This window comes from Cryptosporangium phraense (genome assembly GCF_006912135.1).
Classification (GTDB): domain Bacteria; phylum Actinomycetota; class Actinomycetes; order Mycobacteriales; family Cryptosporangiaceae; genus Cryptosporangium; species Cryptosporangium phraense.
The window spans coordinates 71040-89445 of record NZ_VIRS01000011.1 but is presented as its reverse complement, the minus strand read 5'-3'; the positions used below and the strand labels follow the sequence as shown (position 1 = coordinate 89445).

At 70.1% G+C, this 18406-nt stretch carries 18 protein-coding genes; 10 read left to right on the top strand and 8 right to left on the bottom strand.

What is annotated here, in order from left to right:
- Positions 1–2: 2 nt before the first annotated feature.
- The gene (locus tag FL583_RS17275; protein ID WP_142705698.1) at positions 3–203 is read left to right on the top strand and encodes a hypothetical protein; all 201 of its coding nucleotides are present in this window, start codon (positions 3–5) and stop codon (positions 201–203) included.
- Positions 200–700 (top strand): DUF7134 domain-containing protein, encoded by a 501-nt coding sequence (locus FL583_RS17270; protein ID WP_142705697.1) that lies wholly within the window; start codon positions 200–202, stop codon positions 698–700. The genes FL583_RS17275 and FL583_RS17270 overlap by 4 nt, the downstream gene beginning before the upstream one ends.
- On the opposite strand, the gene FL583_RS17265 is transcribed toward FL583_RS17270, so the two are convergent.
- A complete protein-coding gene (locus tag FL583_RS17265; RefSeq protein ID WP_142705696.1) occupies positions 694–1428 on the bottom strand; it encodes a sulfite exporter TauE/SafE family protein in 735 nt (244 codons plus the stop codon). The two genes, FL583_RS17270 and FL583_RS17265, sit on opposite strands and share 7 nt — an antisense overlap.
- Positions 1425–1994 (bottom strand): helix-turn-helix domain-containing protein, encoded by a 570-nt coding sequence (locus FL583_RS17260; protein WP_142705695.1) that lies wholly within the window; start codon positions 1992–1994, stop codon positions 1425–1427. Before FL583_RS17260 ends, FL583_RS17265 begins: the two co-directional genes overlap by 4 nt.
- Before the next feature lie 66 nt (positions 1995–2060).
- Between FL583_RS17260 and FL583_RS17255 the strand changes: the two genes are divergently transcribed.
- From FL583_RS17255 to FL583_RS17245, 3 genes are read left to right on the top strand one after another with little or no spacing between them, the layout of a single operon-like run.
- The gene (locus FL583_RS17255; RefSeq protein ID WP_142705694.1) at positions 2061–2849 is read left to right on the top strand and encodes an AzlC family ABC transporter permease; all 789 of its coding nucleotides are present in this window, start codon (positions 2061–2063) and stop codon (positions 2847–2849) included.
- Positions 2846–3154 (top strand): AzlD domain-containing protein, encoded by a 309-nt coding sequence (locus FL583_RS17250; RefSeq protein WP_142705693.1) that lies wholly within the window; start codon positions 2846–2848, stop codon positions 3152–3154. The genes FL583_RS17255 and FL583_RS17250 overlap by 4 nt, the downstream gene beginning before the upstream one ends.
- A 10-nt stretch (positions 3155–3164) precedes the next feature.
- Positions 3165–4394, top strand: a complete 1230-nt coding sequence (locus FL583_RS17245) for a CynX/NimT family MFS transporter (RefSeq protein ID WP_170323693.1) — start codon at positions 3165–3167, stop codon at positions 4392–4394.
- A gap of 1 nt (position 4395) precedes the next feature.
- On the opposite strand, the gene FL583_RS17240 is transcribed toward FL583_RS17245, so the two are convergent.
- The 3 genes from FL583_RS17240 to FL583_RS17230 form a co-directional block, all read right to left on the bottom strand.
- Positions 4396–5637: a S1 family peptidase gene (locus FL583_RS17240; protein ID WP_142705691.1), complete on the bottom strand. Its 1242-nt coding sequence runs from the start codon at positions 5635–5637 to the stop codon at positions 4396–4398.
- A gap of 203 nt (positions 5638–5840) precedes the next feature.
- Positions 5841–7145 carry a hypothetical protein gene (locus FL583_RS17235; RefSeq protein ID WP_142705690.1) on the bottom strand — a complete coding sequence of 435 codons (1305 nt, stop codon included), beginning with the start codon at positions 7143–7145 and terminating at the stop codon, positions 5841–5843.
- Positions 7142–8299 (bottom strand): helix-turn-helix domain-containing protein, encoded by a 1158-nt coding sequence (locus FL583_RS17230; protein WP_205752215.1) that lies wholly within the window; start codon positions 8297–8299, stop codon positions 7142–7144. The genes FL583_RS17235 and FL583_RS17230 overlap by 4 nt, the downstream gene beginning before the upstream one ends.
- Before the next feature lie 679 nt (positions 8300–8978).
- Here FL583_RS17230 and FL583_RS17225 point away from each other — a divergent pair.
- Positions 8979–9395: a hypothetical protein gene (locus tag FL583_RS17225; protein ID WP_142705689.1), complete on the top strand. Its 417-nt coding sequence runs from the start codon at positions 8979–8981 to the stop codon at positions 9393–9395.
- A 338-nt stretch (positions 9396–9733) separates the two neighbouring features.
- Here FL583_RS17225 and FL583_RS17220 read toward each other — a convergent pair whose 3' ends face one another.
- Complete coding sequence (locus FL583_RS17220; RefSeq protein WP_240746720.1) at positions 9734–10240, bottom strand: cysteine hydrolase family protein; 507 nt, start codon at positions 10238–10240, stop codon at positions 9734–9736.
- Here FL583_RS17220 and FL583_RS17215 point away from each other — a divergent pair.
- Both FL583_RS17215 and FL583_RS40180 read left to right on the top strand, forming a co-directional pair.
- Complete coding sequence (locus FL583_RS17215; RefSeq protein WP_142705687.1) at positions 10239–10730, top strand: hypothetical protein; 492 nt, start codon at positions 10239–10241, stop codon at positions 10728–10730. The genes FL583_RS17220 and FL583_RS17215 overlap by 2 nt on opposite strands.
- Before the next feature lie 28 nt (positions 10731–10758).
- Entirely contained in the window at positions 10759–10911 is a 153-nt protein-coding gene (locus FL583_RS40180) for a hypothetical protein (protein ID WP_170323692.1), read from the top strand.
- Between the two features lie 382 nt (positions 10912–11293).
- On the opposite strand, the gene FL583_RS17210 is transcribed toward FL583_RS40180, so the two are convergent.
- Positions 11294–12358 carry an aspartate-semialdehyde dehydrogenase gene (locus tag FL583_RS17210; RefSeq protein WP_142705686.1) on the bottom strand — a complete coding sequence of 355 codons (1065 nt, stop codon included), beginning with the start codon at positions 12356–12358 and terminating at the stop codon, positions 11294–11296.
- On the bottom strand, positions 12355–13620 hold the full coding sequence (locus FL583_RS17205) for an aspartate kinase (protein WP_142705685.1): 1266 nt from the start codon (positions 13618–13620) through the stop codon (positions 12355–12357). Before FL583_RS17205 ends, FL583_RS17210 begins: the two co-directional genes overlap by 4 nt.
- Positions 13621–14055: 435 nt before the next feature.
- Here FL583_RS17205 and FL583_RS17200 point away from each other — a divergent pair, with 435 nt between their 5' ends.
- Positions 14056–17985 (top strand): sensor histidine kinase, encoded by a 3930-nt coding sequence (locus FL583_RS17200; protein WP_142705684.1) that lies wholly within the window; start codon positions 14056–14058, stop codon positions 17983–17985.
- A complete protein-coding gene (locus tag FL583_RS17195; protein WP_073254777.1) occupies positions 17982–18404 on the top strand; it encodes a roadblock/LC7 domain-containing protein in 423 nt (140 codons plus the stop codon). The genes FL583_RS17200 and FL583_RS17195 overlap by 4 nt, the downstream gene beginning before the upstream one ends.
- Positions 18405–18406 lie beyond the last annotated feature (2 nt).

The window sequence follows — 18406 nt, the reverse complement described above, 5'->3', positions numbered from 1 at the left end:
CCATGTTCGCCAAATTCTCGATCGCGCTGCTGGTCCCGGTCGCGGCCGGCCTCACTTTCGCTACCCCGGCCGCCGCCGAAGTTCCTCACCGCACGATTTCCACCCAGGCCCAGTTCTGCCCCGGTCTCATTTGCCGTCCCTTCTTCAAGACCGACCGCACGCTGGTCGAGAAACGCGCTCAATTCATCCAGAAGGCTCCATGAGCACCCTGGAAAAAGCCGCCGCCCGGCAAACCGGAAAAGATCTCATCGTTCTCCCGGCCGGGTTCCTCGTCGACGTCCTGACGATGGTCGACCCGTACATCCTGCAGAAGGCCGGCGAATTCGACCGCACGAGCCTGGCCGCGCTGGCCCTGGGCGCGCTCGGTTTCACGTTCCTGGCGGTCCGGCGGCACTTCCCGCTCACCGTGTTCTGGCTGGTCGTAGGCCAGAGCCTGGCGCTCTCGGCCCTCACCGACAACCTCTACACCTCGCTGATCGGCGTCTGGATCGCCCTCGCCGCGGTCGCCCAGTACGGCCAGGGCCCCCTGCGCTACGCGGCCCTCCTGGCCTCGGCCGCGCCGTCGATCGTCGTCGGAACGTATCTCTATTCAGTGCTGGAAAGCACCAACGAATCGACGGTTCCACTGCTGATCACCGGTCACGCGATAATCATTCTCGGCGCGTGGAAACTCGGCAGCCGACGACGCGTCGCTCAATAGGCGTCCACCGCCAAATAGACCGCCAGACCGACGCCGGCCAGCGCGATGACCACTCGCAGAGCGTCCGCCGGGGAATGGCGAACCACGACGGGCCCGAGCCGGCCGCCGACGAAGAAACCCAACGCGAGCGGAAGCGCAGCGGACCACACCACCGGACCGAACAACGCGAAGCCGACGGCGGCGATCCCGTTCGCCGCGCCGAGCACCAGATTGCGGTAGGCGCCGGCGCGAGCCAGCGTTCCAGTACCGATCGCGAGCAGGACCGCGAGCATCAGCACCCCGGCCGCGGCGCCGAAATAGCCGCCGTAGATTCCGATCAGGAAGATCGCCAGCAACGTCGGCCATCCCGGGCGCTGCTCCAACGAACGCGCCTCGGCCGGCCGCCGGGCCAGAATCGCGATCGACGCGCCACCGATCAGGATCGGCACGATCTTCTCGAACGCGTCCGACGGCGTCCACAGCAGCAGCGCGCCGCCGACCGCCCCGCCGAGCACGCTGACCGACGCCAGCTGCAGCGCCCGACGCCAGTGCCCCGTCAGCTCCGGCCGCGATCCGAGCACCGCCCCGAAGCTGTTGAACAGCAACGCGACCGTGTTCGTCACGTTGGCCGACACCGGCGGCAGCCCGATCGCCAGCAGCGCCGGGTAGCTCACCAGCGACGCCAGACCGGCGATCGTGCCGGTCAGGCCGGCCGCGAAGCCCGCGACCACGAGCAGCAGAAACGTCATACGTTCTCGGACAGCAGGACCGCGCGCGTCTCCGCCTCCAGCGCCTCGAACACGTGCGGGAGGTCGCCCGGGTACTTCACGTAGTCACCCGGGCCGAGCTCGACCGGCTCGTCGGTCAACCCGATCAGCGCCCGCCCGGTGCAGAGGATCACGTGTTCCACCGTGCCGGGCAGGTGCGGGTCCGACTCGCGGGCGCGCCCCGGCTCGGCCGAGATCCGGTACACGTCGCGCCGGGCGTTCGGCGGGCAGGACGCGAGCAGCGTCGCGACGTACTCGGCGTGCTCGGAGGCGAACGTCGGGCCCTCGTCCGACCGGATCACCTGCACCTTCGGCAGCGCCGGCTCGACCAGGCGCGAGAACGGCACGTCGAGCGTCACGCTGAGCGCCCACAACGTCTCCACGCTGGGATTTCCGGTGCCCGACTCGAGCTGCGAGAGCGTCGACTTCGCGATGCCCGCCTGCTTCGCGACCTCGCTCAGCGACAGCCGCGCCCGCGCCCGCTCGCGCCGCAGCGAGGCCGCGATCACGTCCAGCGGGGCGCCACCCCGCCGAGGATTATCGGTCAACGTTCGCTCCACCGGTCCGACCGTTCGCCTTGACGAACGACACCAACGCGTTCATCGTATCTTGCTATGCGTTCGATCTACCGAACACTCGGCCCCGAACTGACCCGCAGCATCGCGCTCGTCTGCCTCGCCGATGCCCTCGTCGGCGCGTCCTTCGGCGCGATCGCGGTCAGCGCCGGCTTTCCGCTCTGGCTCCCGATGCTGCTCTCCGTCGTCGTCTTCGCCGGCGCCGCGCAGTTCCTCTTCATCGGCTTGCTCGCCGCCGGCGGCAACCCGTTCGCCGCGGTCGCGGCCGGTCTGCTGGTCAACGCCCGCCACCTCCCCTTCGGCTTCGCGGTGGCCGATGTTTTCGACCTACGACGCCCGGCGAACCACCGCAGGACGGTCCAAGGCGGCGACCCACCGGAAGCCCACACGACGCGCGATCGGCTGCGTCGCCTGGCCGGCTCGCATCTCCTCACCGACGAGGCGACCGCGTTCACGCTGGCCCAGACCGACCCGACCCGTCGCCGCGCCGCCTTCTGGGCCAGCGGCGTCACGCTGTTCGTGGCCTGGAACGTCTCGGTGGTGCTGGGCGGGCTGGCCGGCACGGTCATCCGGGACACCGACGCGCTCGGCCTCGACGCCGCGTTCCCGGCCGTGCTGCTGGCGCTGGTGCTGCCGTCGCTGAACGACACCGCCACCCGCTGGGCGGCGCTGATCGGCGTCGTCGTGGCCCTCGCGACGACCCCGCTGCTCCCGGCCGGCGCCCCGGTGCTGCTCGCGCTGGTGGGCGTAGCGGTCGTCGCGCTCGTCCGGAAGAGCCGCCCGGCGCAGAAGCCGGAACTGAACACCGCAGCGGGAGGGAGCCGATGACCATCCTCGCCGTCTTCGTGCTCGGGATCGGCACCTACGCCTACCGGATCGCCGGCCCGCTCCTCCGCGACCGCGTCACGCTCTCCCCGCGCGTCGAGGCGCTGATGACCCAGCTCGCGGTCGTCCTGCTGGTGGCCTTGGTCGCGACCTCGGCGACGCTCGAGGGCGACGGGTCCGCCGGTGTCGCCCGCCCGGCCGGAGTGCTCGTCGGCGGGGTCCTGGCCTGGCGCAAGGCCCCGTTCGTCGTCGTCGTGATCGCGGCCGCAGTGACCGCCGCCGGGCTGCGCCTGCTGGGCGTCCCCTAACGTCGGAATGATGAACACGGACCGCCGGCGGACGCTCGTGCTGGGCGCTGCCATCGCTCTGGTGGCGGCGAACCTCCGGCCGGCGCTGGCCAGCGTCGGACCGGTGCTGTCGGACATCCGCACGGACCTCGGCCTGTCCGGGGCCGGAGCGTCGGTCCTGACCGCGCTGCCGGTCGTGTTCCTGGGCGTGATGGCCGCGGCCGCGCCGGCGCTCTCCCGGCGCTGGGGCAGCGAGCGCGTCATCGCGATAGCGATGGCGGTCATCGCGGTCACGCTCGCGCTGCGGGTCACCGACGGACGGACCGCGCTGTTCGGCGGGACGCTCCTCGCCGCGGGCGCGATCGCGGTCTCGAACGTGCTGATCCCGGCGCTGATCAAGCGGGACTTCCCGGACCACGCGGGCCAGATGACCGGCGTCTACACGATGGCGCTGTCGGGTTTCGCGGCCGTGGCCGCGGGGGTGACCGTGCCGCTCTCGAACGCGACCGACGCGGGCTGGCGAGGAGGCCTGGGCTTCTGGGCGCTGCCGGCCCTGGTGGCGTTCGTAGTCTGGACGGCGTTGGTCTGGGTGCCTGGCCGGCGTCGCTGGCCGGACGCACCACCGCCACGGGCGGGCGCGTCCCTCCTACGCGAGCCCCTGGCCTGGCAGATCACGCTGTACTTCGGGCTCCAGTCGCTGTCGTTCTACAGCATCCTGTCGTGGCTACCGTCGATCTACCGGGACGCCGGTTACGACCCGGCGACCGCGGGTCTGTTGCTGTCGATCTCGGCGTTCGTGCAGATTCCGGTGTCGCTGGTCCTGCCGACGTTCGCCGCCAGATCGGCCGACCAGCGGTGGTACACGCTGGCCTGCACGGTGGTGACGGGACTCGGGCTGGCCGGGATCCTGGTGGCGCCGACCGGCGCGCCGTACCTGTGGGTGGTGATCGTCGGAATCGGGCAGGGCGGCTCGTTCGGCGTGGCGCTGCTGCTGTTCGCGCTGCGGACGCGCACGACGGCGACGACCGCGCGGTTGTCGGCGCAGGCCCAGACGGTGGGATACCTGCTGGCCGCGGCGGGGCCACTGCTGGTGGGCGCCGTGCACGACGTGACGCACTCGTGGTCGGCGCCGATCGGGCTGCTACTGGTTCTGGCCGTGCCGCAGATGGCGTTCGGACTACTGGCCGGCGCCCGCCGTTTCGTCGACCGGGAGGACGACGGGCGGCCCGCTTCCGTGCGGACCGCCCGTCGTTCGGAGTGACCTACTGGGTCAGGAGCTGGAGGCCCGTGGCTTCGAGGACCTCGTCGATGGGCTGGAAGAACGACGTGAAGCCGGGCGTCTCGCACGCGCCGTTCGTGCCGCCCGACACCAACCCCTGCGCCTGGTCGCCGGCGAACAGCGAGCCGCCGCTGTCGCCCGGCTGCGTGCAGACGTCGGTCTGGGTCAGGCCGCGGACCTGGCCCTCGGGGTACACGACCGTCGTGTCGTAGGCCTGCACCGCGCCGCACGTCGTACCGGTCGTCGAGCCGGTCTTGCAGACCGTGGAGCCGACCGGAACCAGCTCGTCGCCGGTGATCGGCTGGGCCTGGTTCTGGTTGACGACCGCGGGCTGCGGGTCGAGCGAAGCCGGGTCGTCGACGGCGATCGTGCCGAAGTCGTTGCCGGGGAACTCGACGACGTCGGACTGACCGATGAACTCACCTTGGCCGTCGGTCCAGGACTGGACCGCATCGGTGCAGTGCCCGGCCGTGATCACGAACGCGCTCTGACCGTCGGTCGCGTTGAACGCCGACGAACACCGGCCGCTGCCCTGCGCGTTCAGGATCGCCTGCCCGCCGAAGAACGCCTGCGTGGTGTACTCCGCGCCGGTGCGCTGGACCCGGACCGAGTCGCCGTAACCGTCGAGCTTCCGCAGCCAGGCGTCGGCCCGCGGGTCGGCGGCCGCGCTGTCCGAGACCTGCACGGTCACGCTGTTGCTGGCCGGGTCGATCGCCCAGCTGGTGCCCGGGATCGAGCTGGTCGCGTCGAGCTGCGACTGGACCTTCCGCAGGTCGCCCATGCTCCGCCGGACCATCTTCGGCGTCCCCCCGGCAGCCGCGACCGCGTCGGCCGTCTGCTGGTCGGTGACGCCCACCATCAGCGCGCCGTCGCTCTTGCTGATCCAGGTGCCCGCGGTGCGGGCGCCGAGCGTGCTCTGCACGACGGCGGCGGTGCGGGTGCGGCTGTCGAGCTGCGCGAGGCGCGCCTCGGCCTGCGTCCGGCTGATGCCGAGATCCTCGGCGATCGCCTGGATCGCCTTCTGCCTGATCGCCGGCGCGTACGCCGACGGTCCGGTGTCGGCCGCGGTCTCCGCCTGCGGCTGCGCTCGATCGGACGCGCCCGCGTTCGGTGCGGTCACCAGGAACGCGGTCAGCGCGGCGGCGACGGCTCCGGCTAAGACGGACGAGAGGGTGACGGTCCGTCGGCGCGCGCTCGGTGCGCGGCGGTGGCGCGGAGTAGGCATCCATGCTCCTCGGTGTCGACGTGCGACCAACGCCGTGAGTCCGTTTAGTTCGGTATCACAGCATCGGGGGCGATACGAGCAACACGGTTCACCACCGCGAATGGTTCAGCAGCGTTTCCCTCTGATTCCCCTGTGTCACTTTCCACACCACCGACCTGACCTGGGCACTCCCCCGTCGGCGAATCGACGCACTTACGATGCGCTCACCCTGCGTCGCGGAACCGGCTGACGCGACCGACCGCGATCGCACTGTCGACGCTGGCCGGCATCGTCCCGGGGCTGGCCAACCCGAACAGCGGCTGCCCGGAGAGATCGGCCAGCGGCGCCGGCATCAGGCCGGTGCGGACGGGCCGGTGCGCCTTGAAGGTCAGCGTCGACTCCGCCGACCCGCCCAATTCCAGCCCGAGGCTGCGGACGACGGCCCCCAGCGTGCGTCCGGGGCGCCAGCTCTCGATCCGATCGGCCCACCGCAGGCGGTCACGCATCCACGCCTCGAGGTACCAACTGCAGACGCGCGGAGTGAACTCGCGGTGCGCGTCCACGGCCGCGTCGAGGGACGCCTCGATGCGCCATTGCGACGAGGGCGCAGCCATCTGTTCGACGGCCGCTCGCACCTCCTCGATGAAAAGCCGACGCCTCTCAATTGCTTGCCGCCAGAACTCCGGGCCGGCGTCGGTGACCGAGCCACCCAGATCGAGCAGCCAGAACAGGCTCTCGGCGAGCAGATCGCCGAACTCCTCACGGCGAGCGCGGCTGGGTGTTCCGAACGGGTCGTACGGGCGCTGGATCGCTTTCCCCGTCGTGGCCACCGCTCGATCCGCGGCACATTTCAGCAGGTAGAACCAGTCTTCGTTGTAGATGTTGGGAAAGAATCCGTCCGCGCGCTGAGGGCTGGCCATCAACGCACCGGCGCCGACGAACGCGTCCTGGAGCCCCCCGCTCTCCCGGTGGGCGTGACAGACCACCGAGTTGTCGGGATACCCCTCGATGGAGAACCCGACCGCCCAGTGCTGCTTCCCGACCGCGCTCGCGGCCCGGTAAACGTCGACGTGGTCCGGAACGACGATGTCGTCGTCGAGAAAGAACAGCCGGTGGACGCCGAGAGCGCGAGCGATCATCAGCGCGACGTTGCGCTTGACGCTGATGTCGCTCGGACGGGTACAGGCGCCTGCCGCGATCTCGTCGGTCTCGAACCGGAACATCTCGGTGTAGCGGGCGAAGCCCGGCGGGACCTCGACGGCGATCAGCCGACCGTCGAGTCGGTCGCCGTAGCGGCGCTCGATCTCGGCCACCGACGACTTCCCGCTGGCCAGGACGAGCAGCACGCAATCGAGCTGCTCGGCAAGGTGAACCGCCTGGGCCAGGTACGAGACCGGACGGCTCGTCGGTACCGCGATCATGTCGACCCGCGCGTGTGCCCGCGCCGACACCGGGACCGGCCGCAGTAGGTCGCGGTGCGAGCCGTGATGGTTGTTCGAGGTCCGGCGGTCGGCCAATGACATGGTCACAGATCAGATTCCTCGGGGTCGGCGCTACGGGACCACTCGAACAGTCGGGTGTCCGGCAGCGTCCAGTCTGGTGTAACCGTGTTGCCGGCGAACACCGGCACGCGCACGAGCAGCAAGAACTCGTCGGCATTCCCGAACGCCTCGGTCAGGTACTGCTCGTTGCGGTCCCGGAACCAGGCATCGGTCAGCGCGCGTACGGCGCCCAGCGTGCCGCGCCCGTACATCGCATTGCAGATCGTCACGGTGCGGCGACGGTTGAGTGGACTCGGCCCCCGGTAGAACATCGCGACGTCTTCGCGGAGTTCCTCGGACTCGCCGTCGAGCGAAACGATCGGCGCGAACCGTCGCTGTTCACCGTCGTCGAGCACCTCGAAGTAGGCGCCCTCCGCGCGGACGTCGGCCGACACCTGCCGGATCGGAAGGTCGAGCCGGCGCAGCAGGTCCCGGGTGACCGGGTTCAGGTCGACACCGCCCAGCAGCACCAGATGGCTCGCGAAGTCGTCCGAAGTGAGCCGGTTCGGTGAACGCACCCGGATGCGGGTGTTCTCCGGGTTGGTGGCGCGGAGGTGGCCGTGCAGCTCGAACATCGCGTCGAGGTCGGCGTAGCGGTACAGCTCGACGTAGTCCGCGCTGGACTCGTCGGCATAGTCGGGCCGATCGGCAACCGGTAGCTCGCTCGAGATGAGAACGACCGGCCGCTCGTCGTCGAACCGCCAGGTGCCCGACCCCAGCTTTCTCGCGACTGGTTCCTCGTAGATGAGCCCGCTCCGCGCGGCCGACCCGGCATCGCCCGTCGAGGCCGCCTCCTGCCGCAGGCGGAGCAACTCCCGCTCCAGATCGACGAGGCGCTCGCGCTCGTCCGGAGTGAGTTCGTCTTCGTTCTGCAGGCCATGCACCAGCGATCGCTCGGAGGCGAACAACCGGGCGTAGGCCCGGATGCGCCCGGGCGGCGGGACGACCGGGTTGACCGCGCGCTCCCAGGACGAGATCAGCGGCGCGCTCAGCGGCTCCTCGCCGCCGAGTAGCTGACCGAGCCTCTCCTGGGTGATCGACCTGCTCAGCCCCGACCGGCGCAATTGCCGGAGCCGCTGGGCGAGGCGCTGCCCCGGCGGCCCTGGGTCGTAGGCGGTCGACATGACTTCAGGTTCCTTCACTGAAGAAGTGAACGGGCTCCGTGACCTCGGGAACGATACTCAGTAAACGATAGACCCCGTGGCAACCACTCTTTACGGCAGCCTAGCTGGTCAGTCACACAGACATCATCGGCCACATAAGGCCCATAAATTACACAAAGCAAGCGGTTGTCGCTTAAGCATGACGGGTACAACAGAAAGGGCATTGTCAGTTACTTCACTGAATGATCTAATGATACTCAGGAGTAGTGCCCGGTGGCGGCGTCGCCGCTACCGTCTCGTCAGCCACGCCCCACATGGGCGCACATAATGACTTCAGCCGGCCACCTGACGCCAGATCCGCCGAGCGCGGGTCTAGCAATTGCCACTCGAGATCGTCAGTCGACGAGCTTGTGGCTCTTCGTGACGGAAGTTCCTACGCCGGCCCCATCTGGGCGGCGGCAACGCCGTAAATCTTGTTCCGGCGGCCCTCGGGAGGCCGAGACGACTCGACCCCACTTCTCTTCTGCAGCAGTTGGTCGGAAGCCGCAACGGCGCGGCACGGCGCACGAGTAACGGCCACCCCCGGCTGTCCGTTGGCGCGAAGTGCCAGGGGTGTCCGCATCCCTACGGGCGGGGTTCTCCCCCGCCAGCACCGCAGTGCCGTTTGGGGGGTGACCCAACCATGCACAAGCTAATCATTTCCGCAGGTGCCCGGCCGGTGATCCAACATGTTGCCGAGGTCGGGGCCGCCGCGGCGATCACCGTCGCCCATGAAGTCGCCGGCTGGTTGCTGCTCGTCTTCGCCGTCTTGATCGTGGCGGTGGCCGGTCCGCGGAAGCGCTCGCGGGTCTTCGCGGTCCTGTTCGCCACCGCGATCGTCCTCGTCGTCGTGACGAGTTGGTCCGATCCGGCGCGCGCCGCCGATGTGGCCGCACCGCAGACCGGGGCCGGGGTGACCGAATGGCTCGTTGCCGGCAGCCTGGGCGCGGTCGTCCTGATGTTCGTCGCCGGCAGCGCCATGTTCGTGGTCGCCGCTCGGGCGGCGTGGGCGTTCGCCGTCAGCGCGTTCCGCTTCGCGCTCGGCGCCGCCGTGGTGCTCGGCTTGCTGGTCGCCGTTCTGAGTCGAACGGTCTGAAGCGGCACCGGCCGTCCTGCCGGAGGGGGCAGGACGGCCGGTGCTCCACTCAGTTCTCAGCCGCGGCGACGCACGGCGTACCGGCTCCGGTCGTGGACGACGTTCCGCCCGCGGCTCGGCAGCGGCTCCGGCCGCGGCGATTCGGAAACCCGCCGTCCGCGAGCGGCGGCCCGCCGCTCCGCGCGGCTCAGCCCCGCGTTCGGTTCGACGTCGACGGTGGTTGACGACACAGATGGGCGCATGAGGACCTCCAGCTGAACGCAGTGACAGGGACGTCTGGGCTCGACCTCGAGGGGAGCCCCGCCAGCAGGCGTTGTCAGCTGATCACGACGTTGACGCTAGAACCCGTCGCCCCGCAAATCCACCGAATTAACGATCCGCGCGTCCATATTCAGCGCCATCATCTCGAGCGACGCCTCCGCCAGCTCGGAATGAATACACGCCACCGCGTCCCGCGGCACGACCACCTCGCGATGCCGGATATGTGCGTCCAGCGCCGAGTACAGCACGCACTGCTCGGTCACCTGCCCGGTCAGCACCAGCCGGGTCACACCCAACTGCCCGAGCAGATACTCCAGCGGGGTCTGGAAGAAGATCGAATGCCGGGCCTTGACCACGAACATCGTGTCCTCGGCCGGCTTCAACGGCTCGACCAGGTGCGGCGCCTTGCCGTCGATGGCCGCCTGATAGATCGAGTCCCGATTCGACGTCCACGACCCGAAGTTGTCGTTCACGTAGATGACCGGTACCGACGCCCGCTCGACCAGGTCGGCCACCACCGGAGCGACCTGTTCCGCCGACGACAGCAACCGGTCGGCATCCGGATAGTCATATGGCGTAATCATGTCAATTACGATCAAAGCGGTCTCGGTCACCGCGAAGAACTATCCGCGATCCCCTCAAGTATTCGCCCTACTCGTGCGCAAACTACCGCGCACCTTGCCGTTACCCGATGGCACCAGCCAAGAGGCAACGATGCCCGAGCCGGCCAGCGGCGCCCGATGGAAACGCTTCGCCGCGCTCGTCGTCCCCGCCGCCGTGCGCGATCGCCATCGTCGGCCTGACCGGCGAGGGCGCCCTCGCGGCCCGTTCGTCGTCTCCGGTCAGAACTACAGGAACTCCGCGGACGAAACTGACCGCGACGAGATGGTCCTCTACGGCGATGTGGACGAAGGCCTCGACGGCGCGAAGCACCCGGTCGGCGACATGGCGATCCGCCCGAACGCCGGCGGCGGTGACACCCCGGCCGGTATCGGCGCGCTGCAGCTGGACTTGGCGACGATCGACGAACGAAGCTGCAGGCCTGGGCCGTCGCGGCCGGGACGTTCAAGCTGACCGGCCTCGAGATCGACGTGAGTTCGCGGTGGATTTACACGCCCGACCGCTCGGCACGATCGTGCTGTCGTCGGTGCTCGTCGTCCTCGGCGCGGCGACGATGGCTCAGCCGCTGCTCCGGACGATCACCGGGCCGACGTGGGGCTGCTCGCGCTGGTATCGAACTTCGGCGAGTTCCTGATCGAAATGGTGCTCGGAATCGTCGGCGGCGGAACGATCTTCGCCTGGTCCCCCGACCTAGAACGCGCCCGCCGGGGGACGCCCGTGAAGGCGCAGGCGCCGGACGAACTGCCCTGCCTCATCCGTTCCTGTGCCCACCACCGACGCCGATCCCGGCCAGCGCCCCGGCGCCCACGCCGGCCCTCCCGGCGCCGACCCTGCCCATGCCCGGCCCAAGCCCGGCCCCACCACGACCTCAGCTTGCACCTCGACCGACTGGCCTGCGCGAAGGCCGGCATCCCGAACGCGGGCACGACCGACGAGGTCACCGCCGTCGATACTGACAATCGTCCACGTTGCGCTGGTGAGCGCCGGCTCCCGAACCCGGCGCTCACCAGGCGGGCTCAGGTGAGCTCGGCGGCCACCAGCTCGGCGATCTGGGCCGTGTTCAGCGCCGCGCCCTTGCGCAGGTTGTCTCCGGTGATGAACAGGTCCAGCGTGTTCGGGAAGTCGAGCGCCTGGCGGATCCGGCCGATGAACGTCGGGTCGGCCCCGACCGTGTCGGCCGGCGTCGGGAACTCACCGTTCGCCGGGTCGTCGACGACGACCACATTCGGCGCCGCGGCCAGCGCCTCGTGCGCCTCGTCGACCGTCACCGGCGACGCGAACGTCGCGTGCACGGCCAGCGAGTGCGTGGTGACGACCGGCACCCGCACGCAGGTGGCCGAAACTCGTAGCGAAGGGATGCCCAGGATCTTGCGCGACTCGTTCCGGACCTTCAGCTCCTCGCTGCTCCAGCCACCGTCCTTGAGCGACCCGGCCCACGGCACGACGTTGAGCGCCAGCGGCGCCGGGAACGGCGACGGCTGGTCGCCGAGCTTCTCGGCCAGCGCGGCCCGCACGTCACCGGCCCGGACGCCGAGATCACGACGCCCACCGACGACGCCGAGCTCGTCGTAGAGACGGTCCACACCGGGCTGCCCGGCGCCCGAAGCGGCCTGGTACGACGCGACGACCAGCTCGGTCAGCTGCCACTTGCGGTGCAGCGCGCCCAGCGCGTCCATCATCGTCAGCGTGGTGCAGTTGGGGTTCGCGATGATGCCCTTCGGCCGGGCCCGCGCCACGTCCCCGTTCACTTCCGGCACGACCAGCGGCACGTCCGGGTCCATCCGGAACGCACCCGAGTTGTCGACCGCCACCGCTCCACGCGAGACCGCGATCGGCGCCCACTGCGCCGACACCTCGTCCGGCACGTCGAACATCGCCACGTCGACGCCGTCGAAGACCGACGGCTCGAGCAGCTGGACCTCTACTTCCTCACCGCGGACGACGAGCCGCTTGCCGGCCGAGCGCTTGGACGCGACGAGCCGGATCTCGCCCCACACGTCGGCGCGCTCGGACAGGATCGACAGCATCACGGTGCCGACCGCGCCGGTCGCCCCGACAACCGCCAGAGTCGGCTTGCTCATCGTCCACTCCCGGCGTAAACCGTGGCCTCTTCGTCGGTGCCGAGGTCGAACGCCTCGTGCACGGCGCGGACCGCGGCGTCCAGATCGGTGTCCCGGCAGACGGCGGAGATCCGGATCTCCGACGTCGAAATGATCTCGATGTTGACGCCGACCTTGGCCAACGCCTCACAGAAGCCGGCGATGACGCCCGGGTGCGACCGCATGCCGGCACCGACGACCGAGACCTTGCCGATGTGCTCGTCGAAGATGAGCCGGTCGAAGCCGATCGCGGGCTGGGCCTTCTGCAGCGCGGCCATCGCGGTCGGGCCGTCGGACTTGGGCAGCGTGAACGAGATGTCGGTGCGCGCGGTCGCGGCGGCCGAGATGTTCTGCACCACCATGTCGATGTTGATCTCGGCGTCGGCGACCGTGCGCAGGATCGACGCGGCCACACCGGGCTTGTCGGGCACGCCGACGACGGTGATCTTCGCTTCGCTCCGGTCGTGCGCGACGCCGGAGATGATCGCCTGCTCCACGGAAGGGTCCTCCATCGACCCGGCCACGATCGTGCCGGGCTTGTTCGAATACGACGAGCGGACGTGAATCGGAATGTCGTAGCGCCTGGCGTACTCCACCGACCGGAGGTGCAGGATCTTCGCGCCGCAGGCGGCGAGCTCCAGCATCTCCTCGTACACGACCGTCTCGAGCTTCTTGGCGTTCTTCACGATCCGCGGGTCCGCGGTGTAGACGCCGTCCACGTCCGTGTAGATCTCGCACACGTCGGCCTTGAGCGCGGCGGCGAGCGCCACCGCGGTGGTGTCCGAACCGCCGCGGCCGAGCGTCGTGATGTCTTTGGTGTCCTGGGAGACGCCCTGGAAGCCGGCGACGATGGCGATCGCACCCTCGTCGACCGCGCCCTGGATGCGGCCGGGCGTGACGTCGATGATGCGCGCGGCGCCGTGCCGGGCGGTGGTGAGCACACCGGCCTGCGAGCCGGTGAACGAGCGGGCCTCGTACCCGAGTGAGTGGATCGCCATCGCGAGCAGCGCCATCGAGATGCGCTCGCCCGCGGTCAGCAGCATGTCGAGCTCGCGACCCGGGGGGACCGGTGCAACCTGACCGGCCAGGTCGAGCAACTCGTCGGTGGTGTCGCCCATCGCGGAGACCACGACGACCACGTCGCTGCCGGCTTTCCGGGTGGCGACGATTCGCTCCGCGACCCGCTTGATCCGCTCAGCGTCGGCGACCGAGGAGCCGCCGTACTTCTGTACGACGAGTCCCACGTCGCTCCTTCCGTACGGCCCGGTAGACGGTACCGGGCAGAGTTCCGCGCACCAGGGTACCGGCGAGTCCAGCCGATTTGCCTCGCCGCACAGCCCCCGGGTGGTATCCGATTGACCACTCGTGGGAGACTCGTCACGTCCCGCCGCGCTCACGTAGCCTTCTGTCGAGACAATCCGTAATGGCACGGTTTCGTGCTAATCCCGTAACCACACGAGTTGCACCTCCCTCGTTCGGAGGATCCAGCAACACCGGGTAGACGAGATTCTCGCCCGGTATCAGGTCATTGCGGGACAACTGGCCCCACTGTGCACGGTCGCGCTTTCCAGAGGGTCTGGATCGTGGTGCAATGCCACAGCGAACACCGCCGGTGGGTGAGATCTACTCACCGGCCGCGGGGGCGCGTTTCGCCAAGCAGCGACACAGACGGAGGAGTCGTGCCCACGTCCCTCAAGGGCTTACGTCCGGCCGCAACCTCAGAGGGGCCGGCCAGGCGGGTCCCGAACGCCGGAATGCCCTCCGAGGACCGGAACAACTCCGGGCATGAGCAGGTCGGACGGCCACTCACCCGGAGTCAACGCTTCCTCGGTAACGCCCCGATCCGGGTCAAAGTTGTTCTGATCACGCTCGTCCCGCTGATGGCGATGTTCCTCTTCGCCGGCGTGCTCACGTACATCGTGACGGACGAGGCCCAGTCTGCCCAGCAGATACAACAGCTGGCCCGGCTCGGCAGCGAATCCTCGAAGCTGGTGAACGACCTCCAGCTCGAGCGACAGGCCGCCGCCGAGTACGCCGCCAACCCGGGTAAGGACAAGAACCACCCGCAGCTGCGCCGGTTCATCCAGCGGGGCACGCAGACCGAGGCCACGCTGCGCGAGTTCCTCGCCGAGGCCAACCGGCTCGACGCCGACACCAAGGCGCCGATCCAGAACGACCTGCAGAGCGTCACCCGCGGGTCGCAGACGCTGGTCAACGGCCGCACCAACCTGATGGACGGCGCGCGCGACCAGGGCGTCAGCGTCAACGCGGCGGCCAGCAAGTACGAGGGCCTGATCAACGACCTGCTGCACCTGTCCGACAGCCTGGCCCGCTCCGCGGACGACCGGAACCTGTCCGACCAGCTGCGCGCGGTGGCGTCCTACGCGCACTACAAGGAGTCGGTCGGCAACGAGCAGATCGTCGTCCTGTCGGTGCTGGTCGACGGGCAGAAGCGGTTCACCAACGACACGCTCCGCAGCGACCTGCGCGCGGTGGCCGACCAGGAGAGCTTCCTCGAGCAGTTCCGCAACACCGCGACGCCGGACCAGCTGACCATCCGCAACGAGACGGTCAGCCAGGAACAGCAGTACCGGACGCTGAGCAACCGGGTCGGCAAGACGTCGATCGGTCAGCAGGTGAACGTCACCGACACGGCCTGGATCAGCACCAGCAACCAGGCCGACGTGGTCCTCCGCGGTGTCGAAGAGAAGCTGAACGGCTCCGCGGTCCAGTCTGCCGCCGACTTCCGCGACGACGCGATCCGCAAGACGATCATCGTCATCACGGTCGCGCTGGCCGCTCTGGTCGTCGCGCTGCTGGTCTCGCTGGCCGTCGCCCGGTCGATGGTCCGCCCGCTCGTCCGCCTGCGTTCGAGCGCGCTCGAGGTCGCCTACCAGTCGCTGCCCGAGGTCGTCCGCAAGCTGCAGGACGCCGACCAGCAGACGGCCGCCCAGGCCGCGGTGGAGACCAGGGCCCGAACCCTCGACATCCGCTCCGGCGACGAGATCGGCCAGGTGGCCCAGGCGTTCAACGCGGTCCACCTGGAAGCGGTCCGGGTCGCGTCCGAGCAGGCGCAGCTGCGGCAGAGCGTCTCGACGATGTTCGTCAACCTCTCCCGCCGCTCGCAGCTCCTGGTCGACCGGCTGATCCGCCTGATCGACGGTCTGGAGCAGGGCGAGCGCGACCCCGACCGGCTGTCCGAGCTGTTCAAGCTCGACCACCTGGCCACCCGAATGCGGCGGAACGACGAGAACCTCCTGGTCCTCGCCGGTGCCGACGCCGGCCGCCGGTGGACCCGCCCGGCCCCGCTGGTCGACGTCCTCCGGGCCGCGACCGCCGAGGTGGAGCAGTACACCCGGGTCAAGCTCGGTTCGATCGACGACACCGTGGAGATCTCCGCGGCGGCCGTGAACGACCTCGTCCACCTGGTCGCGGAGATCCTGGAGAACGCCACCTCGTTCTCCTCCCCCCGCACCGACGTCGTCGTGGACTCCCGCCGGGTCGGCGACCACGTGGTCATCGAGATCGAGGACCAGGGCATCGGCATGAGCCGCGAGCAGCTCGCGGAGTTCAACGAGCGCCTGGCCAAGCCGCCGGTCTTCGACATCGCGGTCTCCCGCATGATGGGTCTGTTCGTGGTCGGCCGGCTGGCCTCCCGCCACGGCGTCAAGGTCATGCTGCGGGACGCGTCCGGCGGCGGTGTGCTGGCGATCGTGACGCTCCCGGCCGGCATCCTCCACGGCGACCAGCCGATCGTCAGCGCTCTTCCGCCGGCTTCGGCCGAGGCCGAGGACGCCGACGGACGTCCGGTCGAGCGGGTCGCGTCCGAGCGGATCGACCAGCCGTCCTGGGGCGAGGGTCAGCCGGGCCAGCCCGCGCTGCCCGCCGCCAACGCGCCCTACGCGCCGACCGGTTCGTTCGGTGCTCCGGCGCCGGGCCAGCCACCGTTCGGTGGGGCGCCGACGGCTCCGATCCCGAACCTCCCGGCCGCGCCGCCGTTCGGTCAGCCCGCTCCGCAGCCGTTCGCTCCGGCGGCGTCCGCGGAGAACACCGAGCAGCCGGGCGACCAGTGGCGTCCGCTGAACGCGCTGCCGTTCGGTGGCGTCCGCCAGAACACCGGCGAGCACGAGGTGCAGCGCGAGAACACCGGCGGCTTCCAGCAGCCGAGCGCTCGCGACCTGTTCGGCCCGGTGACGCCGGAGCCGCTGCCGCGTCGCGACGAGCGCGACGACAGCGGGGCGTTCCCGTTCGCGCACACGACGCCGACGCCGGCCCAGCCGCCGTTCACCGCCCCGGGTGGTAACGGCGGCAGCGAGCAGCCCGACCCGAGCTGGTCCGAGCCGACCCGTCCGGTGCCGATCATCCGCGACCCGGCCGCCGCCGCGGCGACCGGAACGCACAGCATCCTCGGCGACCTGCGGCCCGAGCCCGCTCCGGCCGAGGCCCGCGAGCCCGACCTGACCTGGGGCAACACCGGCAACATCACCGGCAGCCTCAGCCCGCGGCCGCAGGACGAGCAGCGCCTCAGCCCGCGCCCGCAGGACGAGCAGCGCCTCAGCCCGCGCCCGCAGGAGGAGCAGCAGGGTCCGGGACGGCCGTCGCCGCTCCCGGTCCGGGACCCGTTCGGCACCCGCGAACAGATCCCGCAGCAGCAGGCCCGCCCCGAGCAGCCCGCCGCCCAGACCCCGCCCGCCCCGGCCCCGGCACCTGCTCCGCAGGCACCGGCTCCGCAGGCACCGGCCGCCGAGGTCCCGCAGCAGCCGCAGAACGGCAGCCGCGGCGGCTCGGCCGCGGACGCGATGGCCGCACTGCGGCGGGAAGCGTCCGCGGAGCGCTCGAGCACGACCGGCGCCCAGAAGATCTTCCGCGCCGGCCCGTCGGACCCGCCGAACTCGGACCCGACGATCGAGATGCCGCTGCCGATCTTCGACGCGATCGAGTCGGAGTGGTTCCGCACCCGCACCACCGCGGCCCCGCAGCGCAACGGCAGCAACGGCTCCTGGTCGCCGCCGCGGGTTCCGGAGGCGCCCGGCGCCGCCCGCCGCGCCGACGACAGCGAGGCCGAGGCGCCGGACGACGACGCCAGCCGCCTCACCGGCGGTTCGCTCGCGGACGCTCCGGTGTCCCCGGCGGTCGGCGGCGACACAGCCTTCCCGCAGAGCGCGACCGCGGCCTGGAGCCGTCCGCGTCCCGTCGGAAGTAACGGCAGTAACGGCAGTACCCCGGACGAGCCGGACGCCTCCGAGGCGCCCGACCTCGGGCAGGGGGAGCCGGTCGGAGTCGGCGCCTCGCGGCAGCCGGCGACGGCCGCATGGGAGTCGCCGGCGGACGCCGGATGGCGCGCCGCCCAGGCGGCCGCCGAATCTGCTCCCAGCAGCACCACCAAGTCGGGTCTACCGAAGCGTGTTCCGATGGCACACTTCGTTCCAGGCCGTGTGGAGACGGCGGCGAAGAAGCCTTCTCGCCCGGCGTCCCACCGGTCTCCCGAGGCGGTGCGGGGCGTTCTGTCCAGCTACCGCAGCGGTCTCGAGCAAGGGCGGAACGCCGGGCGCCCGTCCCGGACCGGTACGACCCTTGCCGGCTCACCTGAAACGCAGGAGGAGATGTGAGCTCGCTGAGCCACGATGCCCAGAACCTCAACTGGCTGGTGGCGAACTTCGCCAACCGAGTCCCCGGCATCGCACACGCCGTGGCGGTGTCGGCCGACGGACTGCTGTTGGCGGTCTCCGACGGACTCCCGCGTGACCGGGCCGACCAGCTCGCCGCGATCGCGTCGGGTCTGGTGAGCCTCACCCAGGGTGCTGCTCTCTGCTTCGAGGGCGGGAACGTCAGTCAGACGGTGGTCGAGATGGACACCGGCTTCCTGCTGGTGATGTCCATCAGCGACGGCTCGTCGCTGGCCGTGCTCGCGTCGCGGGCGTGTGACATCGGTCAGGTCGGGTACGAGATGGCTCTGCTGGTGGAGCGCGTGGGACAGGTGCTCACTCCTGCTCTGCGATCCGAGCTCCACGCTTCTCTGCCCCGCTGACA